Raw genomic sequence first — 26,207 nt, 5'->3', positions numbered from 1 at the left:
TTGCCTGAATTTTGTTGTTATCACTAACAGCAGGTACAATTACAGATCTCTCTACAACCCAGGTTCGGTATTTTTCTCTTTGGCGGATTATTGATACTTAAATTGAATAATATGATCACAGTATCATCGAATGCACAAACATTTATCAGCAGACTCTTGGAGGAACAATTTCCCGAAGGAAATCATTTTGTAAGGGTCGGAGTAAAAGGCGGCGGATGTTCGGGACTGGAATATGAATTGAAATTTGATGACGCCCTGCGCACCGGCGATGAAACTTTTGAGGACAAAGGCATTAAAATAGTGGTGGATATGAAGAGCCTTTTATACCTCTACGGTACAGAACTAGACTATTCAGGTGGCCTGAATGGAAAAGGCTTGTTTTTTAATAACCCCAATGCCAGCAGAACGTGTAGCTGTGGCGAAAGTTTTGCCGTATAATTTTACAGAAATTATGGATAACGATAACAATATATTAGAACAGCTTGCAAACAGCGAATATGAATATGGGTTTGTGACCGATATTGATATGGAAATTGCGCCTCCGGGGCTCAATGAAGATATTGTGCGCATGATCTCTGCAAAAAAGAATGAACCTGACTGGTTGCTGGAATGGCGCCTGAAAGGTTTTAAAGCTTTTTTGAAACAGGAACAGCCGCACTGGCAGAACTTTAAAATGCCGGAGATAGACTATCAGAAAATATCTTACTACGCCGCACCAAAGCAAAAAGCTAAGTACAACAGTCTTGATGAAGTGGATCCCGAATTGTTAAAAACATTCGAAAAACTGGGCATTCCTTTATCAGAACAAAAAGCACTGGCCGGCGTTGCGGTAGATGCTGTATTTGACAGTATTTCCGTTGCAACAACCTACAAAGAGCACCTGAATAAGCTGGGCATCATCTTCTGCTCCATCAGCGAAGCTGTTCAACATCATCCTGAGCTGGTACAAAAGTACCTGGGTAGTGTAGTTCCACATTCAGACAACATTTTTGCATCGCTCAATTCAGCCGTGTTTTCTGATGGTTCGTTCGTGTACATTCCTAAAGGTGTAAGATGCCCGATGGAGCTTTCTACCTACTTCAGGATAAATACAGAAAATACCGGCCAGTTTGAACGTACCCTGATCATCGCAGATGAAGGCAGTTATGTGAGTTACCTGGAAGGATGTACCGCACCAATGCGCGACGAGAACCAGCTTCATGCTGCAGTGGTTGAACTGATTGCATTGAAAGATGCCGAGATCAAATATTCAACCGTGCAAAACTGGTATCCGGGCGATAAAGAAGGCAACGGTGGTATATACAATTTCGTTACAAAAAGAGGTGCATGTCGCGGTGACCGTTCTAAAATATCCTGGACACAGGTTGAAACCGGTTCTGCCATTACATGGAAATATCCAAGTGTGTTGCTGATTGGCGAACATTCCGTCGGTGAGTTTTATTCCGTAGCTGTGACGAAGAACAAACAAATCGCGGACACCGGTACCAAAATGCATCATATTGGCGCAAATACCAAAAGCAGAATTATCTCCAAGGGTATTTCCGCAGGCCAGGGACAAAACAGCTATCGTGGCTTAGTTCAGGTGGGCAACAAAGCAAACTATTCGCGCAACTTCACGCAATGCGATTCATTGCTGATCGGCGACCGCTGTGGCGCCCATACGTTTCCTTACATTGAATCTAAAAACAACACGGTAACAATAGAGCATGAAGCAACCACATCCAAAATTGGGGAAGATCAGATCTTCTATCTTAACCAGCGTGGTATTGATACAGAAAAAGCAGTAGCACTGATTGTAAATGGCTATGCGAAAGAAGTATTGAACCAACTGCCGATGGAGTTTGCGGTTGAAGCGCAGAAGCTGTTGTCGCTGACGCTGGAAGGAAGCGTGGGGTAATGTACGATGTACGATTTTAGATGTATGATGTGGTGCAAAGTACGAGCTACGAAGTACGAAGTGCGTTAGGTGCAACAACGTAATTGATCTTAAAAGACACAGGCAGATAACAATGTACGACATAATAGACGCAGGATCTACAAAAGGCATTAAATAGGACGAACATAATTCTAAATATAAACAAGCTGATAGCTAATAGCTGACAGCTGATAGCTAAAAAATTTTATTACGGACATGTTAACAATAAAAAACTTACATGCAAATATTGACGGCAAAGAGATCCTGAAAGGAATAGACTTACAGGTGAATGCGGGAGAAGTGCATGCAATTATGGGACCTAATGGTTCAGGTAAAAGTTCTCTTGCTTCAGTACTGGCAGGAAGAGAAAACTATGAAGTAACCGAAGGTGAAGTGTGGCTTGATGGTAAAAATGTGCTGGATATGAAACCGGAAGAACGCGCAAGAGAAGGTATCTTCCTGGCATTCCAATACCCGGTGGAAATTCCTGGTGTGTCAAACATCAACTTTCTTAAAACGGCGCTTAGCGAGATTCGCGAATATCATAACCTGCCGCCATTAACAGCGAAGGAATTTTTGAAGCTGACGAAAGAAAAACAACAACTGGTAGAGTTTGATGCCAAACTGGCAAACCGTTCTTTAAATGAAGGGTTTTCAGGTGGTGAGAAAAAGCGTAACGAGATCTTTCAGCTTGCAATGCTGGAACCTAAATTAAATATTCTTGACGAGACTGACTCGGGGCTGGATATTGATGCTTTACGCATTGTTTCTAACGGTGTAAATAAATTACGTGCAGCAAACAATGCATTTGTTCTTATCACACACTACCAGCGCTTGCTGGAATATATTGTGCCTGATGTGGTGCATGTTTTATACGATGGAAAAATTGTAAAATCCGGTACTAAAGAACTGGCGCTTGAACTGGAAGAAAGAGGCTATGACTGGCTCAAAGAAGAAACTCCTGTTCACGCATCATCTACCCAATAATTTACTATGGCAACACAAGTGGCAACATCTTTTTATAACAGGCTGGCAGACGAATTTGAGACGAAGCATCAGTTTACTCAGGACACTGCAGCCAGTGACCGTTTAACACAATTACGGAACAACGCATTTTCTATATTCAGAGCAAAAGGATTTCCTTCTATAAAAGAAGAAGACTGGCGCTTTACCAACCTGGTTCCCTTTCTTGATTTAAGCTTTGATGTGCACCCTGCCGGAATTGATACCGATAGCCTGCAGCAGGCCATCAATGAACAGAAGATACCAGGACTGGATACTTACCAGCTTGTTTTGGTAAATGGCAGCATCCGCATGGACCTGTCTGATTTACCGACAGAAGACCTGGTGACCGTTCAGCCATTGCGCAACATCATCAACGAATCCTTCTTTATTGACCATATCAGCAATAATAGTCATGTTGGTGTGAATGCACTTGTTGCTTTAAATACGGCATTCTTCTCTGACGGTTATTTTGTTGAAGTGAAGAAGAATAGTGTGCTTGATAAACCGCTGCTGATTCTTCATTTATATACTTCTGATAAAGACGCGTTCTTTCAGCCAAGACATTTTATAGTGGTTAACAGAAATGCCAAAGCTGAAATCATAGAAAGAAGCGCCGGCATAAAAGATGAGACCGTTACCCTGACGAACAGTGTGCTTGAATTGCTGATCCAGGAAAATGCACACTTGGTTCATCATACAATCCAGAGCCATAACAATAATGAAAGATGGCTTCATTACAATCATGTGGATCAGCAACGCAGCAGCCGTTACGACAATTTCACCTGTACACTTCCGGGCGCCGACCTGGTGCGTAACAACCTGGAAATATCGCTGAACGGAACCGCCACTGAAACACATTTGTATGGTTTATACCTGGTAGCTGATCATCAGTTGACAGATAATCATACAGCGATTCAGCATCTGCACCCATCTTGCCAAAGCAACGAATTATATAAAGGTGTAATTATGGATACGGGTAAAGCTGTATTCAATGGAAAGGTTTTTGTGGCGCAGGATGCACAGCAAACAAATGCATACCAGCAAAACAACAATTTATTGCTGAGCGACAAAGCGCAGGTGTACGCAAAACCTCAGCTGGAGATTTTTGCAGACGATGTAAAATGTAGTCATGGTTGTACAATCGGACAGTTTAACCCGGAATCATTGTTCTATTTGCGTTCGAGAGGCATTAGCGAAACCGCCGCAAGAAAATTGCTGGTTGAGGCTTTCGCATTCGATGTTACAGAAAAAATAGACAATGAAGCAGTTAAGCAATACGTGCAACAGCTTATTTACAGCAAACTTTCTTCGGCTTCTGTAAGGGCCTAACGGAACCGAGTTTGCGTAAACAATTTTTCTAACCGTTATAACAGATATATTATGAGTGCAGAATTAAATATAGAAGAGATAAGAAAAGACTTCCCCATACTGGACGCTAAAGTCTATGGGAAAAGACTGGTATACCTGGATAACGGAGCTACTTCGCAAAAGCCTGTGCAGGTGCTGGAAACACTTGACAATTATTACAAGGAATACAACAGCAACGTACACCGTGGTGTACACTTGCTGAGCCAGGTTGCAACAGAAGCTTATGAAGCAGCCAGAAAAAAAGTGGCGTCTTTTATTAATGCCAAGCATGACCACGAAGTGATCTTTACACGCGGTACTACCGAGAGCATTAACCTGGTGGCAAGCAGTTTTGGAAAACTGGCTTTAAAGAAAGGAGACGAAGTATTGATCTCGGCGATGGAACATCACTCAAATATTGTTCCCTGGCAAATGATCTGTGAGGACAAAGAAGCTGTTTTAAAAGTAATTCCGATGAATACAAACGGGGAATTACTGATGGATGAATTTGCTTCTTTGTTGACAGATAAAGTAAAAATTGTTTCAGTAACATATATCTCAAATTCACTTGGCACTATTAACCCGGTAAAAGAAATTATCAACCAGGCCCATGCTAAAAATATTCCGGTATTGCTGGATGTGGCCCAGGCTATTCAGCACGTGCCGATTGATGTGCAGGAGCTGGATGTTGATTTTATTGCTTTTTCCGGACATAAAATTTACGGACCGACAGGGATTGGCGTTTTGTACGGAAAGGAAGAATGGCTGAACAAAATGCCGCCTTACCAGGGCGGAGGCGACATGATTAAAACCGTAACATTTGCGAAGACAATCTACAACGATCTTCCTTACAAATTTGAAGCAGGCACACCCGATGTTGCCGGCGCCATTGGTCTTTCAGCAGCGATTGACTATGTCAACAACCTCGGACTGGAAAATATCCAGCAGGCAGAACATGAGCTTTTGAAATATGCCATGAAGAAATTGTCGGAAGTTGATGGTCTTCGTTTTATAGGCAATGCAAAAGAACATGCCAGCCTCGTTTCTTTTCTTGTAAGAGATATTCATCCTTTTGACACGGGCGACATTCTTGATAAACAAGGCATCGCTGTAAGAACGGGACACCACTGCACGCAACCTGTTATGGATTTCTTCGGCATTCCGGGTACCGTTAGAGCATCATTTGCTTTTTACAATACGAAAGAGGAAGTGGATCTGCTGGCTGCGGGAATTGAGAAGGCGGTGATGATGCTGAGTTAATGGACAATGGAGAATTGAAAATTGAAAATGAAATGTGCAGGAGAATGTGCGGATGTGAAAATTTGCGAATGTGCGAATGAGGGAAGTTTCTAACGAAGATTTTGAACCGCTAAAACGAGGTTATTTAATTGAATACTGACCGCACAATGAAGTTTTGATTTTTGACTTTTGAATTTTGACTTTTCATGGCTGAAAGCTAATAGCTGGCAGCTCAAAGCTTTACAATGACAATCAACGAACAACAGGACGAAATAATAGAAGAGTTTGAATTATACGGCGACTGGATGGATAAGTATGAAGCGATTATTCAGTTAGGAAAGGAACTGCCGTTAATCGATGATCAATATAAAACTGATGATAACCTGATTAAAGGTTGCCAGTCGAGGGTTTGGTTACATTCTGAATATAAGGATGGCAAAGTGTTTTTTACTGCAGACAGCGACGCCATAATTACAAAAGGACTGATCAGCATGGTGATAAAGGTTTTATCTGAGCATACACCTAAAGAGATTGCCGATTCGGACTTGTACTTTGTGAATGCAATTGGCCTTAACAGTCATCTTTCTCCTACGCGTTCTAACGGACTACTCTCTATGCTGAAGCAAATGAAAGCTTATGCCGTTGCTTACCAGGTAAAAGAATTAAACACCCAAAATAACGGTTAACCATGTTGAGAGATAAAGTTGAAGAAGCATTGCGGACCGTCTACGATCCCGAGATTCCCGTAAATGTGTATGATCTTGGATTGGTGTATAACATCAAGGTTGAAGACAACAACGTCACTGTAACTATGACGCTGACTGCACCGGCTTGTCCCGCAGCCAATGAAATAATTTTTGACGCCGAATCAAAGATCCGGGAAATTGAGGGCGTGAATGATGTGCACATCCACCTGGTATTCGATCCGCCATGGGATAAAGAAATGATGAGTGAAGAGGCAAAGTTGGAGTTGGGGTGGCTGTAGGGAGCTGTCAGCTATCAGCTATCAGCTGATTGAAGCGAATGGGTAACGATTATTTTCAAAAATTTTTATTCCAAAAATAATTTCCGCGTGGCTTTGGCTGCGCGGTTTTGTTTTATTGACTTTTGAAGACTTTGGAGATAGTCAGCGATCGCCTCCGGCGATTTTTTTTATCGCTACAAGCGATATAGTAAGGCTGCGAAGGCTGGAGGCTTATCAGAGCGGGAAAACAACACTATTTTACTTGACACTGAAATTATTTAAGGCATCAACCAGCTCAAAGAAAAAACGAGCTGCTGCACCCTCGTACTTCGTACCTCGTAATTCGTACTTTCTCTCACATGCTTGTCCTTCAGCCTCACGCCTTCTCCCACATCGTACATCGTACATCGTACATTGAGATCACGGTAATTTTGCAACAAGCTTCTCCGGCATTAATCTTAAAATATGATAGATCATCTTCCATTTAAATCCTGGAACAATGGTGAATTGATTGCCAGCATTAACGACAGCTCTGGCGATGAATGAAGGTTCCAGCATGAGAGATTCAGGAAGATCTAATCCAGCGGTCATTTTGCTGCGAATGTATCCGGCCACAACAACATTTACTTTTATCTTTCTTGGAAATAAATATTGACGCAATCCTGCCAGGTATTGCGTGAAAGCTGACTTGGTACTACCGTAGACAAAATTGCTTTTTCGTCCGCGCACACCGGATAATGATGATAATCCTATAATGCGCTCGAGTTTATCATTCGAGACATCCATTGCAATAATATTCAGGATGGATACTGCACCACAATAATGCACTTTCATCATTTGAAAGCTGCCTTGCCAATTACGTAATGCTTCCTCATTATTCTTAAGATATCCTGCTGCATATAGAACTATATGAGGTTTTGTCGGCAACGCATCGTAGAATGGTTGATGACTGTCAAAATCTACCGCATCAAAGTATAGAATTGCTATTTTATTACTATCAATATTTCGCTGAGCAACGAATTCATGCAAAGCATCCGTGCTGCGGGATGCTGCTATTACATAATTTCCTTCGCTGGTATATAGCTGAATACATTCTTTTGCTACATCTGAATTAGCACCGAGAATGAGAATGGTTTTGTTCATGCAATTAAAAAGTAGATGAGTAAAAATAAGCCATAAACCGGCTCAGCAAAATCATTTACAATCCATTCTTTAGTCATGCACTTCATCTGCATCGCGCATCAAAATGAAAATTATTTTCGCTGTTTCAAAAAAACTATACCTTTGCACCCTTTAAACTTACATCTATGTTACTTCTTGTGAATATATAAACCGAAACGACTACAAGAGAACAATTCTGTTCAGCTTTAATTTAATTTTTACAGTGTGTAGTGCAAAGCCTTGAGACGATCTCGCGTGCAATATCGTTGACCAGGAATGCTTATGTATCTGCGACTTTAAAAGCAACAAATTATGTAGCCAGCTCTGTCATTGCTGGCAATTGCATGGTATTGCCAGCAATGACGAGTATGGGATATTGCAATGCCTTAAGCTATTACAACTATTTAAGACTATTATGGAAAATTTGTTTACCCAAACCACGCTCAATGCAAATGGTGTGTTTGGCAGTAATTATATAGATAGAAATATCCTGTACCTGCAATGCTTTCATGCATTGCCGTGCCAGGATTACATTGGTCACATTGATGGCGAAAAATTGCATCAGGAGATCAAAAAAAAAATATGCCTCGCTTATCAGGAACGAATATGTTTACAGATGGTACAGGAGAAAGAAAAAGGGTTTTGAATTTGACAAGATACTCATAGTGCTAAACAATCAGATCATCCTCGATATAGATGAAGACTATTGCGAAATATTGCATAACGGGATCAACACAAATTTTATAAATGATCTTGTTACGCTTTGCAACAAATTCAAGGAAAAGCAACGCAGAGAACCGTTGGAAATAAATCTGATTGTTCAAAACCGTTCTTCTTTCGATCTAAAACCGATGGAAATTAAACGCACAAAACTTGATATTGACCTGTATTACGAAGATGATTTCAAAGATGTGGATGACATCATACGTAAAAGGCTCAATAAAAAACAGGATAAGGGCATCGTATTGCTGCATGGATTGCCGGGCACCGGCAAAACCACTTATCTGCGTTACCTGATTGGTAAGATCAAAAAGAAAATTTTGTTTTTGTCTCCCAGTGTCGCTGGCAATCTGATGAACCCGGAGTTTATGGATCTGTTGATCGAAAATCCCAACTGCGTAATAGTGATCGAGGATGCGGAAAATATTATTATGGACAGAAAATCGAACAACAGCTCATCTGTGTCCAATTTGTTGAACATTTCCGATGGTTTGTTATCGGACTTTCTTAATGTGCAACTTGTCTGCACTTTCAACAGTTCAATAACGTTGATTGATGAGGCGTTAATGCGCAAGGGCAGACTGATAGCAAGGTATGAGTTCGGCAAGCTGGGAGTCAAAAAAGCACAAAAGCTCAGCGATCATTTGGGCTTTGCTAAACGAATAACAGAGCCTATGACCATCGCTGAGATTACTAACCCCAATGAACGCACTTACCAGCCTAAACAGGTTGAAATTATCGGATTCAGGAGGGCGTAATATCCAAATTAATCTGCATTATCATCTCCATATGCATCAGCGGCTTTCAGGAGCCGCTTTTTTATTCTACCCTGTAAAATTCTCGGCGCCAATACTTTCATACATTCGCCAAAGCCCAGAATTTCTCTTTCCAACTCAAAATTCAACACCACATCAATGCGGATAATAACGCCGCTTTCATCCTCTTTCAAAATCACCTGCGATTTATGAAGAGGTTTCGTGAGTATATAAGGAGCATGATATTTATTCACATGCAAGATCACTTTAAATGCACGATCTTTCTCAGATTTAGTCACACCAAGCAAATCGTCGAAGTACCGTTCAAAATCCACACCGTCATGGGCAACAAACTTCTCGTTGGGCAATTCCTGAAATTCTATGATCCTATCCAGTGCCAGTGTAATCAGCAGGTTTCCTTTTTTGGGTTTTGCTATTAAAAACCACCGGTTTCTATACTCTTTCAAAAGATATGGAAAATAGATCTTTTGCTGTGAATCCTGGGCCTTAAACGATTTATACTCCAACAGCAAAGCGCGCTCATTTAAAATTGCCTGATAAAGCGGCGTAATATTGTGCAAGCCTTTTAAGAGCTTGTTATCCTCAAACTGAATACAATTCCGGCTTTGCCTGGTTGAAGTATATAAATTATTCTCCAGCCTTGCGATCAACTCGCTCATTTCATCAAAATAATTGAACCCGTTAAATTGCTTTAATACACCAACAATCTCTTTCATTTTGTCAATATCAGCATCGTTAACCGGTGCGTTGGTGATGCTGTAAGCTATATCGTCGTAGGAATAATATTTTTTGTCCGTGACTACAATTGGCGCATTATAACCCAGCTTGTCACTACGCATTAACTGAAGATCCGCCTGAATGGTTCTTTTGCTTACACCAGTAGTTATGCCTTCGCATTCATATAAAACGGCCGATACCTTGTCGATCAAATCTTCAAGCGTCCATTTTCTCCTGCGATTTCTCAGACAGTCATCTATTGTTTTATAGCGGATTAATGCAAGTTTATTTATTGCCATTTTATAAATCTATCGTTCAAATGTAAAGAAGTTCAAAATATCTACGCAATACATCTGCGCAGGGCGAGGAAATATTTTCTACAGAAAAAATATTTTCACGCTACAACCCTTTACAGTAAAGCATTTATCAACCCTTTTCAAAAATATTTTCAACTGCGCAAATCTGCTGCGCAGTGGCCCATGCATTTTTGCTATGTCAAAACGAGAAAACAGTTTTTATGAGATTCAATTTCAGAACTAAAGACAAAATGGCAACAGTAAACCATGAGGGTGCTAAAGCTTATACTTTGACTCCTGAAATGGAACTCTATTCTGCTATTGCCACCACCATGCTTAATGACGGGTTTTACGAAAACGCAGATAACACGCTGGACAGGATCAAAAGTCTGATGCCAAAAGTTAACGCAACCTTCGTTGCAAAACTTGCGGTATATGCCAGGCAAGAAATGAATTTGCGTACCGCACCGGTGGTTTTGGCAACTGAGCTTGCAAAAATTCATACAGGCGATGGCCTTGTTGGAAAAACGGTTGAAAAAATTGTAAAGAGACCGGATGAGATAACGGAAATGCTGTCCTATTATCAAATTGCGAACGACAGGAAAGGAATCAAAAAACTGAACAAAGTTTCTAAACAAATACAAAAAGGACTAGCAGCATCATTCAACAACTTCGATGAATACCAGTTTGCGAAGTATAATAGAAACGCCGCGGTAAAATTGAGGGACGTATTGTTTCTTGTTCACCCAAGAGCCAAAGACGAAGCTCAGCAAATGCTTTTCAACAAAATAGCCGCCGACGAGCTGGCCATACCTTACACATGGGAAACCGAATTATCTGCACTTGGCCAGCAAAAGTTCGAAACAGAAAAGGCAAAGAAAGAGGCTGTCAGAGTAAAATGGGAGGAATTGATAGATAGCAAAAGGATTGGTTATATGGCGATCCTCAGAAACCTGAGAAATATACTGGAATGCGAAGTAAGCAAAACGCATATAAAAGCGGTATGCGAGTACTTAACAACCAGCATTGCCGTAGCTAATTCAAAGCAACTTCCGTTTAGATTTCTGGCCGCCTACAGAGAATTGAAAGCTGTCAATTCAGGTTATACATCATACGTTATGAAGGCGTTGGAGAAGGGATTGCGATTAAGTGTTAAAAACATGAAAGGATTCGAGCTTGATACTAAAGTTGTGATTGGATGTGATGTGTCTGGCTCAATGCAAACGCCAGTTTCTGCAAAGAGCAAAATATTGCTGTATGACATCGGCTTATTGCTCGGAATGTTATTGCAATCTAAATGCGACAATGTAATAAGCGGCATGTTTGGTGATAGATGGAAAATAGTATCCTTGCCTTCAACGGGCATCCTGGCTAATGTTGACGCTTTCTATAAAAGAGAGGGTGAAGTTGGTTACTCAACGAATGGATTTTTGGTGTTGAAAGATCTTATATCCAGACGGTATAAGGCGAACAAAATAATGTTGTTTACCGACATTCAGATGTGGGACAGCAAAACAAATAACCAAGCCGGTGAAAACACATTAAGCTATCAATGGAGTATCTACAAAAAAATAGCCCCCGAAGCAAAACTGTATGTATTCGACCTTGCAGGACATGGCAATGCACCTTTGAGAATTGAACAACACGACGTGTATTTGATTGCAGGCTGGAACGATAAGGTGTTTGAAGTAATCGACGCAATGGAAAACGGAGCGAATGCAATTGAAGTAATTGAAAAAATAGAAATTTAGATGCGGTGCGTTGCAATATGGCAGCGCACCTATTGATAAGAACTTTGAAAGATAAAAACGGATGTCGTAGAAACGGGTTACTTCGCACCATTAAGGGGAGGAATAGCGTGATCCGCAATGGGTGCAGCCCCATTACCCGTTTCGCATTTACTCTGCTATACTATTTCAGGTGCCGTATGCAAGAGCTACTTCGACGGTTGAAAGCCTTACGGCAGTGAGGGTTCGAATCCCTCTGGCACTCTTGCAATCCATCGCCCTGATTTTTTTAAAATATTATCTGGTGTCGTGGAAAAGGATTTCTTCGAGTATTGTGTCGCAGGTTCGAATCCTGCCATTGTCTTACAAGCATTGTAGCTCAGTTGGTAGAGCAAATTTAAAAGTGCCTTTTCATTTTTTACCCGGATATTTTATCAAACAAGGTCTATATAATAACAATATTGTAAGTGTCGTAGAATAGGGTTACTTCGACTTAGGATCGGGAGGTTGCAGGTTCGAATCCTGTTCATGGACTATAGTCTATGATGGCGTAATCGGTAGCGCACCACGTACTTTATTCGCATTTTACCTTACATCTTTAACTGGCCTTAAACCCAGGCAAGTGCCGTAGAAAAGAGATACTTCGAACCAAATATAAGGGTCGCAGGTTCGAACCCTGCTCGTGATGCAATAAGTCTCACGATAGCTCAGCTGGTTAGAGCATTATAAAGAAACCTCTTTTCGAATTGTTGCCTTGCTTCTGTTTACATGTAAAAGACTTGAGTTTATGGGCAGACAAAACTAAAATTGAAAATGATGAGAGCAGAAATACTAAGTAAGCTGCAAGAGATAGAAAAAGAAAACGGTATAGAAATATTGTATGCCTGCGAATCCGGCAGCAGAGGCTGGGGATTTGCGTCGCCCGATAGCGACTATGATGTGCGTTTCATATATGCACGTTCGCAGTCATCTTATTTATCAATAGTGCCAAAAGCAGATCAACTTAGCTTTCCAATCAATAACGATCTGGACATCTATGGCTGGGATCTGCAAAAGGCACTCCGACTAATATTAAACTCAAATACAACTCCTTTTGAGTGGCTACAATCGCCAGTTATATATTTTGAGAAAGGAGACTTTAAACAAGCGTTATTTGAATTGTGTGCGCTGTATTTCAATCAGCGTAAAAATATTCATCATTATCTTGGCATCGCAAGAGGCGCGCTTGAAAGTATAACTGCTGATGCAGAGATAAAAATAAAAAAGCTGTTTTATATCCTGAGGCCATTGCTCGCGGCAAAATGGTGCCTTGAACGTAAGTGCATCGCACCGATGGAAATGTTTCCATTAATGGATCTTTTACCGCAAGACGTACACAAGCTGGTTTTTATCCTTATCGGAATAAAAGCCAAAGCAAATGAAGGTCAGCTGGTTAAAATAAATGGAAACCTTTTAAACTATATATTCCTTGAGCTTGATTATTGCATGAATGCGTCAGCTCATTTGCCAAAAGAATATTTCGATCCTAAACCATTAAACGATTTTTTCACTGAAACAATAGCTGAAAATGACAATCAACGATTTAAAAACAGACGATCTGATACTGTTGGAATGTGTAAGTGGTAGCAGGGCATATGGGCTGGCAACAGAAAAATCAGACACTGACATAAAGGGTGTTTATTATTTGCCCAAAAACAAATTTTATGGCACAACTTACATACCGCAAGTCAGTAACAAAACCAATGATGTAGTTTACTATGAGCTCGGGAGATTTATAGAGCTATTACAAAAAAACAACCCGAACATCCTGGAACTACTTTCAAGCCCGAAAGATTGCATACTGCAACAGCATCCTATGATGAATAAGATAAAACAGGAAATATTCCTGTCAAAAATGTGCAAGGAAACTTTCGGTGGATATGCAGTGGCGCAAATAAAAAAAGCACGCGGACTTAAAAAGAAAATTGTAAATCCGGTAGAGCTGGAAAGAAAATCTGTATTAGACTTCTGTCATGTTCTAGCGGGTAACGGATCGATGCCTTTAAAGGAATGGCTGAAAGAGCAAAACATCTCACAGGAAAATTGTGGCCTTGTTAATATCGCGCATACCAAAGGTGTTTATGCTTTGTATTATGATAAAAAGTTCTCACATAAATATCGCGGAATTGTAAGTAGTGAGATGGCGAATGAAGTTTGCCTGTCCTCTGTCCCTAAAGGCGAAGAAGTTAAGACGCACTTATTCTTTAATGCAGAAGCATATTCAATCTACTGTAAAGATTATAAGGAGTATTGGGATTGGGTAGGAAAAAGAAATGACGAACGCTATCTAACTAACCAAAAACACGGAAAGCCTTATGATGCAAAAAACATGATGCATACCATACGCTTGTTGCAAATGGCAGAAGAAATAGCCTTATACAAAACCATACATGTAAGAAGACAAAACAGAGATGAGCTCCTTGCTATTAAAGCCGGAGATTTTGATTATGAGGATCTTTTATCGATGGCAAATGATCTTATGCAGAAAATAGAAGACGCTTTCAAAACATCAGCACTACCTGACCAACCAGACACAAATCTGGCGGAACAATTGCTGGTAAATATGCGAGAGATACTATACAACTAAATGCGTACCCGTTTAAAAACACAACAACAATGAACACAAAAATAACAGGCGCCGATCTTTTAGCGATCGGTTATAAAGAAGGATCGATCCTGGGACTGGCGCTTGAAATAGCGACAACAAAATTTGAGGACAAAGACAGGAAAGAAGTATTGGCGGTCATGAAAAAAGCGAGGGATTATCCGGAAAACTTTTTGGATGATGAAATAATGGAACCGCTTGCAAAAGCGATGATCGAAGAAGTAACCACACCGAAGAATGAAACCATCCCCCTGATTGCAAATCCGGCTGACTATAAAATTTATGGAGCTGAATTTATTGAGGAAGGTGCAACAAAACAAATGAACACGGCAATGAAACTTCCTGTAACCGCAGCGGGCGCCTTAATGCCCGATGCGCACCAGGGATATGGCTTGCCTATCGGCGGTGTGTTGGCAACTAAAAATGCCATCATTCCGTACGGCGTGGGGGTTGACATTGGGTGCAGGATGGCACTTACGATTTTTGACATTCCGGAACAACACTTTCATGATAACGTTGCCAAATTCAAACGTGAACTGATTGCCCAAACAAAATTCGGCGCAGGCAACGGCTTTAAAGGAAAAGAAAAAGCTGATCATGCAGTATTGGATAGTAAAGAATTCAACCTTACCCCCTTTATAAAACAACTGCATGACCGTGCTTATGCTCAATTAGGAACATCAGGAGGCGGCAACCATTTTGTAGAATGGGGCATAATTGAATTCAATGAACATGATGAAATGCTAAATGTTGATAAAGGCCGATATATAGCATTACTTTCCCACTCTGGATCAAGAGGATTAGGCGCAACCATTGCGGGGCATTACACGAAACTCGCGAAAGAGTTGTGCAAACTTCCGGATGAGGCGAAGAACCTGGCTTACTTTGATATGAATACTGCCGAAGGTCAGGAATACTGGATGGCGATGAATCTTGCGGGAGATTATGCATCTGCATGTCACGAAGTCATTCACCAAAAAATGATCAACGCAATTGGTGGCAACGTGCTGGCAAAAGTGGAAAATCACCACAACTTTGCATGGAAAGAAATACACAATGGTGAAGAGACTATTGTTCACCGCAAAGGTGCTACACCTGCAGGAAAGGGTGTTCTCGGGATTATTCCGGGCTCAATGACAGCCCCGGGATTCCTGGTGCGAGGTAAAGGCGATGAAAGCTCCATCAACTCCGCATCCCATGGGGCTGGCCGACAAATGAGCCGCACTGCAGCTATCAAAAACATCACGAAGGATCAAATGCATGCAGTGCTGAAAGAACATGATGTAATGTTAATCGGTGCAGGACTGGATGAAGCGCCAATGGCTTACAAAGATATTAATACGGTAATGGCAGCGCAGACGGAGCTGGTTGATATAGTAGCGAAATTCACACCCAAAATGGTGAGAATGGCGGATGATGGAAGCAGGGAGGATTGAGATGCTAACAACACATCAAGCGATCCCTGCATTTGATGTAATTTGCTCAGCAGCTTCTTTACATTGAATCAATTTTGGAGAAAACATTCAGCATGCTGAAAAACTATGCTAAAATAATTCTCCGGAATATGTGGCGCTTCAAAAGCTACACTTGCATCAATTTGTTTGGCTTAGCACTAGGCATGGCTGTGTGTTTGCTTGTCTTTATGTTTGTCCGGTTCCAGAAAGGATATGACAAAAAATATGGCAATCATATTTCTCGCTTGTGCACCATTCAGGCTGAAAATAATGAGAGTGGTCCGCAAAAGATTGCCAAAACATTTTTCCCCACCGGCCCTGCTTTGAAAAATGAAGTTCCCGGAATAAAAGCTTACATGCGCATTATTACATGGGACAAAGTGCCGTTGCAAAAGGCGGATAGAACAGGAACAATGGCAACATTAGTAGGAGCTGATAGTAACTTCTTCGAATTTTGGAACCTACATCTTGTTAAAGGCAATGAAAGCTTTGCGTTACAGGAGCCGGGAAGCATCGTTCTTTCCGCCAGTCTTGCCAGGCGTTTATTCGGATCTGCCAGCCCCATCGGCATGCGTGTGGACCACGAAGGGCGCGACACACAACATTTTACTGTTACCGGCATTCTTCCGGATGTCATTACCCAGTCACATTTGCAGTTTGATGCAGTTTACTCAGCGTCCACTGATATAAAACCGGAGTGGAACGCCAACTGGACTCAACCGTGGGTATTCACATATCTAAAACTGGAGGATAATGCGGCCTTGTCAACCATTGAAAACAAGCTGCCGGGCTTTATTCATCGACATGTCAAAAGTACCTCCTCACCTGCTCCTCAATTGTTTTTACAACCATTGGAAGATGTCCATTTAAGATCTGGCGACATACATTATGATGCAATCAATTCCGACAGGTTTGACGGCAGCTATTTACCTCTTTTGTCGTTAGTTGGCCTTTTTGTTATGTTGCTGGCAGTAGTCAACTATGTTAATTTAAACACAGCCAGGTTATTTACGCGCGTAAAGGAAGTTGGCATTCGCAAAGCGATCGGAGCAACTCACCGTGAAATCTTATTGCGGTTCTTTTGCGAAACAATTGTTTTTGCACTGTTAGCATGTAGTTTGGCATTATTGTGCAGCTTTTTAATAACGCCTTCTCTAAACAATCTAATCGGGCAGCAAATTGATTTTTCCGTATTCTCTATACCTCAATGGATATTTATCGCGCTAATTGCCATATTGGGAACAGGTATAGTCGCTGGCATTATTCCCGCATTGGCCATCGCCGGGATCGATGTAATAGGAGCATTAAAAGGCAAGTTTTCAGTTAAATATCATTCTCCATTCAGAAATGTGTTAGTCGTTCTGCAGTTTTCCATTGCAACATGTTTATTGCTTGGCTCGATAGTTATTCTCAGGCAACTCCAATTCATGCGTGAATACAACCTGGGTTTTGATCAGCGGGCCGTAATTGTTGTTCCCGTGAGTTATGCAGACCGGCAAAAGGAAGAAAACCTAATGCAAATCCTGAGAGAATTGCCGGGCGTAACGGGCGTTACCGGCGCCTTACGAAGATTAGGTAGTACGACTGATCAAAATGAGCTGGTTTTTTCCCTCAACAACGGCAGTGCAAAGCTGAGCAGTTACAATATGTTCGTAGATTTCAATTACCTGACTTTTTATAAGATCCGTTTTCTTGCGGGTCGCGATTTTTCAAAGGAGTTTGGAGATGACAGAAATGGCCGTTCATACATCATCAATAAAACGCTGGCAAATAAATTAATGTCGTACAATTCCACCGACACCTCAATAAGTAGCCTTGTAGGCAAAGGCCTCCGATATGGATTTGAAGATTCATTGGGAACGATCATTGGAGTGGTGGACGATTTTAATTTTGGTTCTCTTCATCAGGCCGTTGAGCCTCTTTGCTTGAGTTACCAATATGAATATTATTTCCCGGAACTCTCTTTAAGATTGGATATGCACGAAATGAGCCGAACACTTACACTGATTGAAACAGAATGGAAAAGAAATTTACCGGGTCAGGAATTTAGCTGGAAATTCCTGGACGATCATTTGCAAGGGCTTTATAAGTCAGATAAACAAATGGGAAGGCTGATATCCATTTTTGCAGTTGTTGCCATTATAATCTCCGTAATGGGTTTAGCTGGAGTTACTGCATTTGTTACCGAACGGCGTACCAAAGAGATAGGTATCAGAAAACTACTGGGAGCTTCTGTTAAAAATATTTTATTGTTACTCTCAAAAGAAATGATTGCACTCGTGCTATTGAGTATTGCAATAGCAATGCCACTCACATGGTGGGGCATTCATTTATGGCTGCAAGAATTTGCCTTTCGCGTTCAAATTGAATGGAGCATGTTTGTACTTGTTGCAGGCGCTGTATTGTTGCTTGCTGCCCTTACAATAAACCTGCAGGTTATTCGCGCTGCAAGCGCCAATCCTGTCAATAGCCTAAGAGAAGAATGAATTGATTTTCGCATCAATTTTCAGAGGCACTTTTATTTCACAAAATCAAAGATGGCTTTTTTGAATACTGCATTATTTTCATAATAGAGCACATGACCGCCTTCAATGATCTTTATTTGTTGATTGGGGAACTTAAAGAGCTTATAATGATCCGGTCCGATATTATGATCCCTTGTGCCGGAAATAACAAGCACCGGCACATTTACCCCGGATGTTGCTTTTGTAAAATCACCAAAGTATCCGGGCATTGCAAATGCTTTTTGTGCGAAAGAATAATTACGGGTTTCAGCATCAATGCTGTCCAGCTGTTCAACAGTTGCTTTGTTATCTGAGAGCATTTTGTATTCCATATTCTTTTCTCTAAGCAGTTTCTTTGCTGCCAGAAAATTTTGCAATACAGAATCGCTATCCTTTATTGGAAAGTTTTGTTTGAGCAAGGTGTTAATAAACGCAACCTGGTTTAAAAGTGAATTATTTACATAAAGCGTTGAGTTAAGCAGAATAAGCCCCTTAACATGTTCCGGATATTTTTTAGCATAATTAAATGCCAGCACGCCTCCAAAAGAGTGTGCCACAAGATATATTTTGTTGGATTTAGTTATTGCACGAATGTTTTCAATGTCATCGATCATTCTCTCCATAGAATAGTCATTATTGGCCGGAGATCGGGAACGCCCACAACCGCGTTGATCATAATAGTACATTGTTAGCTGTTGTTCCAGTGCATTGCCGCCCAGCATTTCAAACGATTTGCTCCACGCACCGGGTCCGCCATGGACAAAGATGCACGGTTCTCCATGTCCGGAAACTTTAAGATATAAGGCAACATTGTCAGATGTAAGAAAGGTGCTGTCATTAATTCTTTTTGGAATGATGTTTTGGGAAAGGCAAAAGGAAAGTGAAGCAAGATAAAGAAAAGCGGTTAGTGGTAGGTATCTCATATAATTTATGCTGTTGAGTTCTAAATTGCTCAATCAACAAGTAGGGCTAAAAATAATGCATCTATTCTAAATTGGGGAACACATGTAAATTCTTTGTGCAATTGTAATTCTCGAATTTACTTTTTTATTAACGGCTTCGCTGTGAGTTTAATTTTTTCAATGCCGCTTGTCCGCTGGCTTTAACTCTATCTGTGTAATTTTTTGTTGCCCTGCTCTCCTTTGAACGTTCTTGCATATCTGATTCAACAGTCATGCCTTTAGGAGACAAAAGAACTCCTGTCACTTCTGCAAAGTCTTTTCGGTAACGTATTTTGTTGTAATTCAAAAAGAATCTGTTGGATTTTATTTCCTGAAGTATCTCCGGAATCAATTCTTTAAAATCATTTCTTGATGAAAATGTGAGATCATCCAGATATGTTGTAAATGTCAGGTTATTTAGCTGAGCCTTATCAAATAGCTTCAGTCCCGTTTTTACAAATACAAGATTTGCAATAACTGGTGAGGTTGGTGCACCTTGCGGAAGACATCCGTTATACGTTGTTAATTGAGTAAGCATCCGAGCTACGTCGTGGGAAAAACCAAAGTATAAAAATGTATCAAAAACTTGATGATGACTAATCTTGGTGAAATAGTTTTTTAGATCAACTAACAAGAAATATTTATTTCCGAAATGAACTTCAGCATTCATAATATTATTTCTTCCTTTCACGGATCCATAAACATAATCCGGAAGTTGAATCTTTTGTAAAAAAACATTTATCTTTTTTTGAATAGTTTTTAACTCATGAATACTGGGATATAAATCTCTGTACTTTATTTCGCCATTTTGTTCCTGTGGCCGTCCAAATTTCATCTTGGCCTTTCTATTATGATAATAATAGTTATTTAGATCGGCAAGGATTGCTTTAGGTTCGTTTTTGTCAATCTTTAAACTATAAAATAAGTGCCTATAAGTACTAACCATAACTGTAATAAAAATTAGAGGTTGAACCACTTGCTTAACACAAGCTTCGCAAAAAGCGTCGATATTAATTGTAGTATCGCCCAAAGTAATTTCGAATGCCGATAGTTTTTATAACTTTTGCCTTCGAGATTTTCAATTAAAGAATACAAATTAAAAAGAGCTTCATGTTCGGTTCTCGAAAATTTGCGACCGTTCTTTGATGCGATCTTTACAAGTTGTTTTTGCAGACGTCTAAGTTTAATGTCTCTTTGTTTTGACATTGTGCATGAGTTTGGTTTAATGGCAATATTGCCCCGTACACTAAACCCCTTAACCCATGATAGACGCAATTTCTTTACCTTCTAATTTAATCGGATAATATTTTTTTCGGCGGCCTCCCGTACGGCGCCGGTTTCAAACCATAAAGGTTGCATAACTTAATACGCTTCAAATAGTGGGTGCACGCAAAAACGTGATCAAAGAACTTCTTGCAAGATATTCTAGATACCTTAACAATTACGAGATCTTTTTCCACATCATATTCCATATTCATCTTTACTCAAATCTCATAACTCTCCACAACATTCCATTTCTTCCCGTCATGCTGCAATAAATGAAAATTTTCCACCAGGAATTCGGCTTGATATTCTTTTGTTTTGTAAACCTGCCATGCTTTGTAAAATTCCTCTGGCTGAAGATCCCTGTAGGCGACCGTAACATGCGGCTTGAATTTAAATTCAACTTCCGGAATTTGAACAAATGGAAAATAATCAAGAAAGCTATCAAGTATTGTCTTTTGAAGCTGTTTTAACGGTTGGGTTAGCTCGGGATGTACAAAAACCACCGGCTTATACTTATTATGAAACGCGCCAAAATTCCTGAGCTCAATTTTAAATGGCTCCTCGCTAACTACTAAATCTTTAAACCACGAAATAATTTGTGTATGTGCGTCTGACACCAGTTTAAAAGGTGTCTTCAATGTAATATGGGGAACAACTTTTAGCGCTGCCCGGCTGTTATAGTGTTGTGCGAAATCTTGTCTGAATGCAGTTATTTCGTCGCATATTTCTTGTGGTGGAATTATCGCAACGAAGTAAAGGTTTTCTCTTTCCATTTTTTTAGGATTTATTCCGGGCTTCCGATTAACAATATCGTTCACTAAATTTAATACTTATTATGGCAATGTTTACACTTATCGATATTGTTTTGCTATTAACGACCGTAGTATCATCACTGGCAGGCGGGCTATTTTACGCATGGTCATGTTCTGTTATTCCGGGGTTGAAAAAATTGCCTGATAATAGTTACATCGAAGCCATGCAATCCTTTAACAGGGCCATATTAAACCCTGCATTTTTTGTAAGTTTTACCGGAACATTGTTACTACTTCCGCTTTGCGTGTACCTAAGCTATGATCAGCAGTTGTCTGCAAGATTCTATTTGCTGCTGGCTTCACTGGTACTGTATGTGGTGGGTGTTTTTGGTATTACAGCTTTGGGCAATATTCCATTAAACAAGAAACTGGATAATTTTAATTGGAGGATAGCGACTGAACAATCGATCTCATTACAAAGAAGAAATTTTGAAGGACCCTGGATAAGATTACATTCAGTTCGTACATATTCGGGCATATTGGTGATTGTACTGGAAGTTATCGCTTGCCTCATGCATTAGTTCTTTTAATTACAACCCTGCGTAATAGAAGTATGAACGAGCCGGTGCTAATTCGTCTGGCAAAACTTCAGCATTAAAACCAAAGTCTTTCACCAATTCAATAATATCATCGGCATATACATCTCCGATTGATTTTACGCGAAGTATTTTATCGCAATCTTCCAGATCAAAAGTTGCCTTATGCTCCGTGTAAAGCTTGTGAATGGCTTCAATCAGCCTGTCTGCATCAGTTCGATTAATCACATTGGTTTTAAAAACTTCTATCATAATCAATACTAATAAGGTGTTCTGTTAGCTTGCCACTACAAAAATATAGTGTGATCCATGATTTAGCGGGTGTAATTACGGCATTTTTACGGGGCGATTGTGACAATAATCAATCATAAGCATAATGTTTTGACATAGTTAATCGCCAAATATTTTGACGTTAAATAAGGCCCTTATAAAAAACGCTGAACAGACAAAATTGCTCGCTCCAATCGTGGAAGCCGCTGCCACAATATCTTCTTAAGCACTCATTAACGTTTTATTATACTTGTTTTTATATTCCACAGGAGAAAGCCCCGTAACTTTTCTGAATACAGTTCTAAACGCTTTAATATCTGAATAGCCAACTTCATACATCACCTCATTAATGTTTTTCATACTTGTCTCAAATCCTTTTTTAGCTGCTTCAATTTTCACACGCTGAATATATTCGGTCACTGTATTCGCGGTTGCTTTCTTAAACCTGCGTTCAAGACTTCGCCTTCCAAGTGCCAGCATGCTTGCTAACTGATCCACGGTGATCTTATCATCAAAATTTTTCTCAATAAATTCCTGAGCCTTTTTCACCGGTTCATCTTCATGCGCCTTTTGCCCTTCAAACATTATAAAAGGTGATTGACTATGTTTATCTATATCAATCATAAAAGCTTTTGCAATAAGAATTGCAACGCTGCGTCCCGCGTATTTTTCGATCAGGTAAATAACCAGGTTCAAATATGAATATGCACCGCCGCTTGTGTAAATGCCATCTTCCGCAGTCATTATCTTTCCATCAACCAGGTTAATATCAGGATATAATCTTCTAAAATCGTTCGCCATTCTCCAATGCGTTGCACATTGCTTGCCCTTCAGCAGTCCTGTTGCAGCAAGAAAGAACGCACCAATGCAAAAGCTTGCCACCTCTGCACCTCTGCTGTGTTGATCAATGATCCAGGGAATAAAATCTGCATTGCGTTCATTAACATTAGACGGATCTCCAAACATTGCAGGTATAATGATCAGATCTGTTTTCTTTACATCGCCAATAAGAACATCCGGATCAATGGTAACCGTCCCATTACGTTGAATGGTATTATGCTCCAAACCTACCAATTGAATTTCAAACAAAGGCTCCTGATCCATACTTGCCAATATGCCATTTGTCTCGGCAAATATTTGTTGCGTACCATCAATATTGGTAAGGCTTGAATTGCCTTTCGGGACAAGAATCGAGATATGTTTCATCGCTTAGCTTTTATTATTTGTTGGCCATAAGCACAATAAAGGTTAGCATCAGGCCGAAGAAAAATTACGTTAGCAGGTTTTGTTTGAGGGATAAAGGTAAAGAAATCAATTGTCGTAATCAACCCCTCATATTGCCGTGGTACCACCCGAATAATTTTCAGACGTGTGAGTAGGTTTGCATCAGCAATCAAAAGTAATTAATCAAAAAAAAACCGAAAATGGCAACGATCAATCCTTACTTAAATTTCCCTGGCAACGCAGAAGAAGCCTTTAATTTTTACAAGTCAGTGTTTGGCGGCGAATTTACTGCTGTACAACGCTTTAAAGACACACCGGAAGCAGGTAAAGTTTGTGAAGAAGATGCAAATAAGCTCATGCATATTTCGCTGCCTATTGGCAAAGGAAATGTGTTGATGGCAACAGACGCAATTGGGCCCATGGGCAGCGGACTACAATCAGGCAACAATTTCTATTTATCGCTGGCGCCGGAAAGTGAAGACGAAGCCAATCATTTATTTAACGGCCTTTCGGCCGGCGGTAATGTTACAGTACCAATGAATAAAATGTTCTGGGGTGCATACTTCGGAATGTTTACAGACAAGTTCGGTATTCATTGGATGGTTAACTACGATTACAATCAACGCAACTAAATTCCTCAACAATAAAACTGATTTTATGAGCAATAAAACCACTAAAATCGTTTACTGGTCACTAACCGGTCTTTTTGCAGCAGCAATGTTTATGGATGCTATTGGAGGCATAACAAGAGCTGAAGCAGGTAAAGTTGTTATGCAACATCTGGGTTATCCGGAATATGTGTTATCTATCTTTGGTATTGCAAAAATTTTTGGTGTCATCGCCATTTTGCAAACAAAATATCAAACAATAAAAGAGTGGGCATATGCAGGCTTCACAATCAATTTCATTGGTGCTGCAGCTTCACGTGCGTATGCCGGGGATGGCTTTGCATTAACTATCCCTCCAATTATTGTTCTTGCATTTATGCTGGTTGTTTATTTTCTTGGAAAGAAAGTGGAACATACAAAAGCCGAGAGAAGCGTGCAGCTTTCTTTCTAAAGAATATCCACAATATACAGTCTTCCACAAGAATTGTATAACAACCGGGTGATCAAGTCTATTTACGTTCAGGCAGAATAAATATGTATCATGAGAAAGGTTATTTTTCAAATGCTGATATCGCTGGATGGCTATTATGAAGGACCGGATAAAAAACTGGACTGGCATAATACAAAAGGTGGATTTAAGGCATATGAAGAGGAACTGTTTAATAACGCAGATACATTGCTGTTCGGCAGAAAAACATACGAACTGATGCAGAGCTTTTGGCCAGCTGCCAAAGCTTTTGAACTGGATCCCTTTGTTGCCGGCAAAATGAGAGACTTACAAAAAATAGTTTTTTCCCGCACATTGAATACGGTTTCCTGGGAAAACACACGGTTAATTAGGGACAACATAAAGGAAGAGGCCAGGCACTTGAAGAATATGCCCGGAGGAAACATTCTTTTGCTGGCAAGTTCCGGCCTGGCCTTAACTTTTATGGATCTGAATCTGATTGATGAATTTCATATTTTGGTTAACCCTGTTATTCTTGGCGGCGGCAAAACAATTTTTGAAGGCATTCAACACCGGTATCTGTTACAGTTAATCAATGTACGTAACTTTTCATCTGGCAACGTGTTACTCTGTTACAAACCTAAAGCCTGAGTCAGCTATTTTTTCAATTCACGCGTTCTTTAAAATCAGCCATTAAAAATTTGCGAAAATATTTGCGAAACCAAACGGTTTCATTTAAATTTGCAACCAAACGGTTTCTTAATAACGCGACAGAAAAAGCTCACTCAATGAAATAGACTAATCCGGATGAAGAATTAATTAACAACGTGAACATGCTTGCCTGGCTATACAGCCAAACATGGGCTTGCGTTTTATTGACTTGTTCCTTTAGGATGCTTAAAGGAGCTGCATCAATGCTTATTGTCTTAAAATGAAAAGAGCATTAAAGATATCATCTGATTCCATTTGGGATTCAGAACCATTCATTCATCCGGTCCCCACGAAAATGAACATACTTAGTAAGTGTCAGCAAATGCGAAAAATAATTCTGTCCGTTAATATAACGTTGGATGGCTTTATGTCGGGTCCTCATGGGGAATTGGACTGGCATTTTTCAATATGGAACGATGAGATGGGAGAATATGCATTGCAACAACTGAGAGATGTGGATACAATATTGTTGGGACGGGTTGCCTACCAGAGCATGGCGGCTTATTGGCCCCAGGCATTTACAGATCCGGACAGTAACAGGAAGGATATGGAGTTTGCACAAAGAATGAATGCATACTCCAAAATTGTTTTTTCGAACACGCTGACTACACTGGAATGGAATAATTCCCGGTTGGCAGGAAAAGACATCAGAGAGGAAATTTTAACACTTAAAATGCAGGCAGGTAAGGACATCATCATGTGGGGTGGCGTGGGCATTGTATACACATTTATAGAGCTGGGCTTAATTGATGAATATCGTATTTGGGTTAATCCTGTTGCAATAGGTGAAGGAATTCCCTTGTTTGATAATCTGAATAAACGACTGGACCTGAAGCTTACCAACGCAATGACATTCAGTAATGGTGTTGTGTTACTGAACTATGTTTTAAAAAATGATCTTTTTCACTTAAATGTCATGTAA

Annotated in this window: 25 protein-coding genes; 18 read left to right on the top strand and 7 right to left on the bottom strand. The window is 40.2% G+C overall.

What is annotated here, in order from left to right:
- The first annotated feature begins 111 nt into the window (after nt 1-111).
- From QTN47_RS22380 to QTN47_RS22350, 7 genes are all read left to right on the top strand, one after another.
- The gene (locus tag QTN47_RS22380; protein ID WP_369331664.1) at nt 112-438 is read left to right on the top strand and encodes a HesB/IscA family protein; all 327 of its coding nucleotides are present in this window, start codon (nt 112-114) and stop codon (nt 436-438) included.
- Nucleotides 395-1,897, top strand: coding sequence for a Fe-S cluster assembly protein SufB (gene sufB / locus QTN47_RS22375; RefSeq protein ID WP_439100192.1), 1,503 nt, complete (start codon nt 395-397; stop codon nt 1,895-1,897). The genes QTN47_RS22380 and sufB overlap by 44 nt, the downstream gene beginning before the upstream one ends.
- 234 nt (nt 1,898-2,131) lie before the next feature.
- The gene (gene sufC / locus QTN47_RS22370) at nt 2,132-2,902 is read left to right on the top strand and encodes a Fe-S cluster assembly ATPase SufC (RefSeq protein WP_369331663.1); all 771 of its coding nucleotides are present in this window, start codon (nt 2,132-2,134) and stop codon (nt 2,900-2,902) included.
- A 6-nt stretch (nt 2,903-2,908) separates the two neighbouring features.
- Nucleotides 2,909-4,249 (top strand): Fe-S cluster assembly protein SufD, encoded by a 1,341-nt coding sequence (gene sufD / locus QTN47_RS22365; protein WP_369331662.1) that lies wholly within the window; start codon nt 2,909-2,911, stop codon nt 4,247-4,249.
- A 51-nt stretch (nt 4,250-4,300) separates the two neighbouring features.
- A complete protein-coding gene (locus QTN47_RS22360; protein ID WP_369331661.1) occupies nt 4,301-5,527 on the top strand; it encodes an aminotransferase class V-fold PLP-dependent enzyme in 1,227 nt (408 codons plus the stop codon).
- 224 nt (nt 5,528-5,751) lie between these two features.
- The gene (locus tag QTN47_RS22355) at nt 5,752-6,192 is read left to right on the top strand and encodes a SufE family protein (RefSeq protein ID WP_369331660.1); all 441 of its coding nucleotides are present in this window, start codon (nt 5,752-5,754) and stop codon (nt 6,190-6,192) included.
- Between the two features lie 2 nt (nt 6,193-6,194).
- Nucleotides 6,195-6,491 (top strand): metal-sulfur cluster assembly factor, encoded by a 297-nt coding sequence (locus QTN47_RS22350; protein WP_369331659.1) that lies wholly within the window; start codon nt 6,195-6,197, stop codon nt 6,489-6,491.
- A 399-nt stretch (nt 6,492-6,890) separates the two neighbouring features.
- Here the strand turns inward: QTN47_RS22350 and QTN47_RS22345 are convergent, their stop codons facing one another.
- Nucleotides 6,891-7,613, bottom strand: coding sequence for an SDR family NAD(P)-dependent oxidoreductase (locus QTN47_RS22345; RefSeq protein ID WP_369331658.1), 723 nt, complete (start codon nt 7,611-7,613; stop codon nt 6,891-6,893).
- Nucleotides 7,614-8,176: 563 nt separating this feature from the next.
- On the opposite strand from QTN47_RS22345, the gene QTN47_RS22340 reads away from it, so the two are divergent.
- Entirely contained in the window at nt 8,177-9,109 is a 933-nt protein-coding gene (locus QTN47_RS22340; protein ID WP_369331657.1) for an AAA family ATPase, read from the top strand.
- 8 nt (nt 9,110-9,117) lie between these two features.
- Here QTN47_RS22340 and QTN47_RS22335 read toward each other — a convergent pair whose 3' ends face one another.
- On the bottom strand, nt 9,118-10,143 hold the full coding sequence (locus QTN47_RS22335) for a helix-turn-helix transcriptional regulator (protein WP_369331656.1): 1,026 nt from the start codon (nt 10,141-10,143) through the stop codon (nt 9,118-9,120).
- Nucleotides 10,144-10,361: 218 nt separating this feature from the next.
- Here QTN47_RS22335 and QTN47_RS22330 point away from each other — a divergent pair, with 218 nt between their 5' ends.
- From QTN47_RS22330 to QTN47_RS22310, 5 genes are all read left to right on the top strand, one after another.
- Entirely contained in the window at nt 10,362-11,891 is a 1,530-nt protein-coding gene (locus QTN47_RS22330) for a TROVE domain-containing protein (RefSeq protein ID WP_369331655.1), read from the top strand.
- A gap of 789 nt (nt 11,892-12,680) precedes the next feature.
- A complete protein-coding gene (locus tag QTN47_RS22325; RefSeq protein ID WP_369331654.1) occupies nt 12,681-13,493 on the top strand; it encodes a nucleotidyltransferase domain-containing protein in 813 nt (270 codons plus the stop codon).
- On the top strand, nt 13,435-14,493 hold the full coding sequence (locus QTN47_RS22320) for a DNA polymerase beta superfamily protein (RefSeq protein ID WP_369331653.1): 1,059 nt from the start codon (nt 13,435-13,437) through the stop codon (nt 14,491-14,493). Before QTN47_RS22325 ends, QTN47_RS22320 begins: the two co-directional genes overlap by 59 nt.
- A 29-nt stretch (nt 14,494-14,522) precedes the next feature.
- A complete protein-coding gene (locus QTN47_RS22315; protein WP_369331652.1) occupies nt 14,523-15,947 on the top strand; it encodes an RtcB family protein in 1,425 nt (474 codons plus the stop codon).
- Nucleotides 15,948-16,039: 92 nt separating this feature from the next.
- Nucleotides 16,040-18,451 carry an ABC transporter permease gene (locus QTN47_RS22310; protein WP_369331651.1) on the top strand — a complete coding sequence of 804 codons (2,412 nt, stop codon included), beginning with the start codon at nt 16,040-16,042 and terminating at the stop codon, nt 18,449-18,451.
- Nucleotides 18,452-18,483: 32 nt separating this feature from the next.
- Here QTN47_RS22310 and QTN47_RS22305 read toward each other — a convergent pair whose 3' ends face one another.
- The 3 genes from QTN47_RS22305 to QTN47_RS22295 form a co-directional block, all read right to left on the bottom strand.
- Nucleotides 18,484-19,392, bottom strand: a complete 909-nt coding sequence (locus QTN47_RS22305; RefSeq protein WP_369331650.1) for an alpha/beta fold hydrolase — start codon at nt 19,390-19,392, stop codon at nt 18,484-18,486.
- Nucleotides 19,393-19,519: 127 nt separating this feature from the next.
- Nucleotides 19,520-20,440 carry a reverse transcriptase family protein gene (locus QTN47_RS22300; protein ID WP_369331649.1) on the bottom strand — a complete coding sequence of 307 codons (921 nt, stop codon included), beginning with the start codon at nt 20,438-20,440 and terminating at the stop codon, nt 19,520-19,522.
- Nucleotides 20,441-20,894: 454 nt separating this feature from the next.
- Nucleotides 20,895-21,449 (bottom strand): 2'-5' RNA ligase family protein, encoded by a 555-nt coding sequence (locus tag QTN47_RS22295; RefSeq protein WP_369331648.1) that lies wholly within the window; start codon nt 21,447-21,449, stop codon nt 20,895-20,897.
- A gap of 62 nt (nt 21,450-21,511) precedes the next feature.
- Between QTN47_RS22295 and QTN47_RS22290 the strand changes: the two genes are divergently transcribed.
- Nucleotides 21,512-22,009, top strand: a complete 498-nt coding sequence (locus QTN47_RS22290; protein WP_369331647.1) for an anthrone oxygenase family protein — start codon at nt 21,512-21,514, stop codon at nt 22,007-22,009.
- Between the two features lie 9 nt (nt 22,010-22,018).
- Here the strand turns inward: QTN47_RS22290 and QTN47_RS22285 are convergent, their stop codons facing one another.
- The gene (locus tag QTN47_RS22285; protein WP_369331646.1) at nt 22,019-22,276 is read right to left on the bottom strand and encodes a hypothetical protein; all 258 of its coding nucleotides are present in this window, start codon (nt 22,274-22,276) and stop codon (nt 22,019-22,021) included.
- Between the two features lie 240 nt (nt 22,277-22,516).
- Nucleotides 22,517-23,500 carry a GlxA family transcriptional regulator gene (locus QTN47_RS22280; protein ID WP_369331645.1) on the bottom strand — a complete coding sequence of 328 codons (984 nt, stop codon included), beginning with the start codon at nt 23,498-23,500 and terminating at the stop codon, nt 22,517-22,519.
- A gap of 218 nt (nt 23,501-23,718) precedes the next feature.
- On the opposite strand from QTN47_RS22280, the gene QTN47_RS22275 reads away from it, so the two are divergent.
- From QTN47_RS22275 to QTN47_RS22260, 4 genes are all read left to right on the top strand, one after another.
- Nucleotides 23,719-24,150, top strand: coding sequence for a VOC family protein (locus QTN47_RS22275; RefSeq protein WP_369331644.1), 432 nt, complete (start codon nt 23,719-23,721; stop codon nt 24,148-24,150).
- Nucleotides 24,151-24,175: 25 nt separating this feature from the next.
- The gene (locus QTN47_RS22270) at nt 24,176-24,577 is read left to right on the top strand and encodes a DoxX family protein (protein ID WP_369331643.1); all 402 of its coding nucleotides are present in this window, start codon (nt 24,176-24,178) and stop codon (nt 24,575-24,577) included.
- 90 nt (nt 24,578-24,667) lie between these two features.
- Complete coding sequence (locus tag QTN47_RS22265) at nt 24,668-25,225, top strand: dihydrofolate reductase family protein (RefSeq protein WP_369331642.1); 558 nt, start codon at nt 24,668-24,670, stop codon at nt 25,223-25,225.
- Between the two features lie 382 nt (nt 25,226-25,607).
- A complete protein-coding gene (locus tag QTN47_RS22260; RefSeq protein ID WP_369331641.1) occupies nt 25,608-26,207 on the top strand; it encodes a dihydrofolate reductase family protein in 600 nt (199 codons plus the stop codon).

This window comes from Danxiaibacter flavus, assembly GCF_041060425.1.
GTDB classification, from domain to species: domain Bacteria; phylum Bacteroidota; class Bacteroidia; order Chitinophagales; family Chitinophagaceae; genus Danxiaibacter; species Danxiaibacter flavus.
Note: the sequence above shows the minus strand (reverse complement) of the source record. Positions and strands in the feature narration are given on the sequence as shown.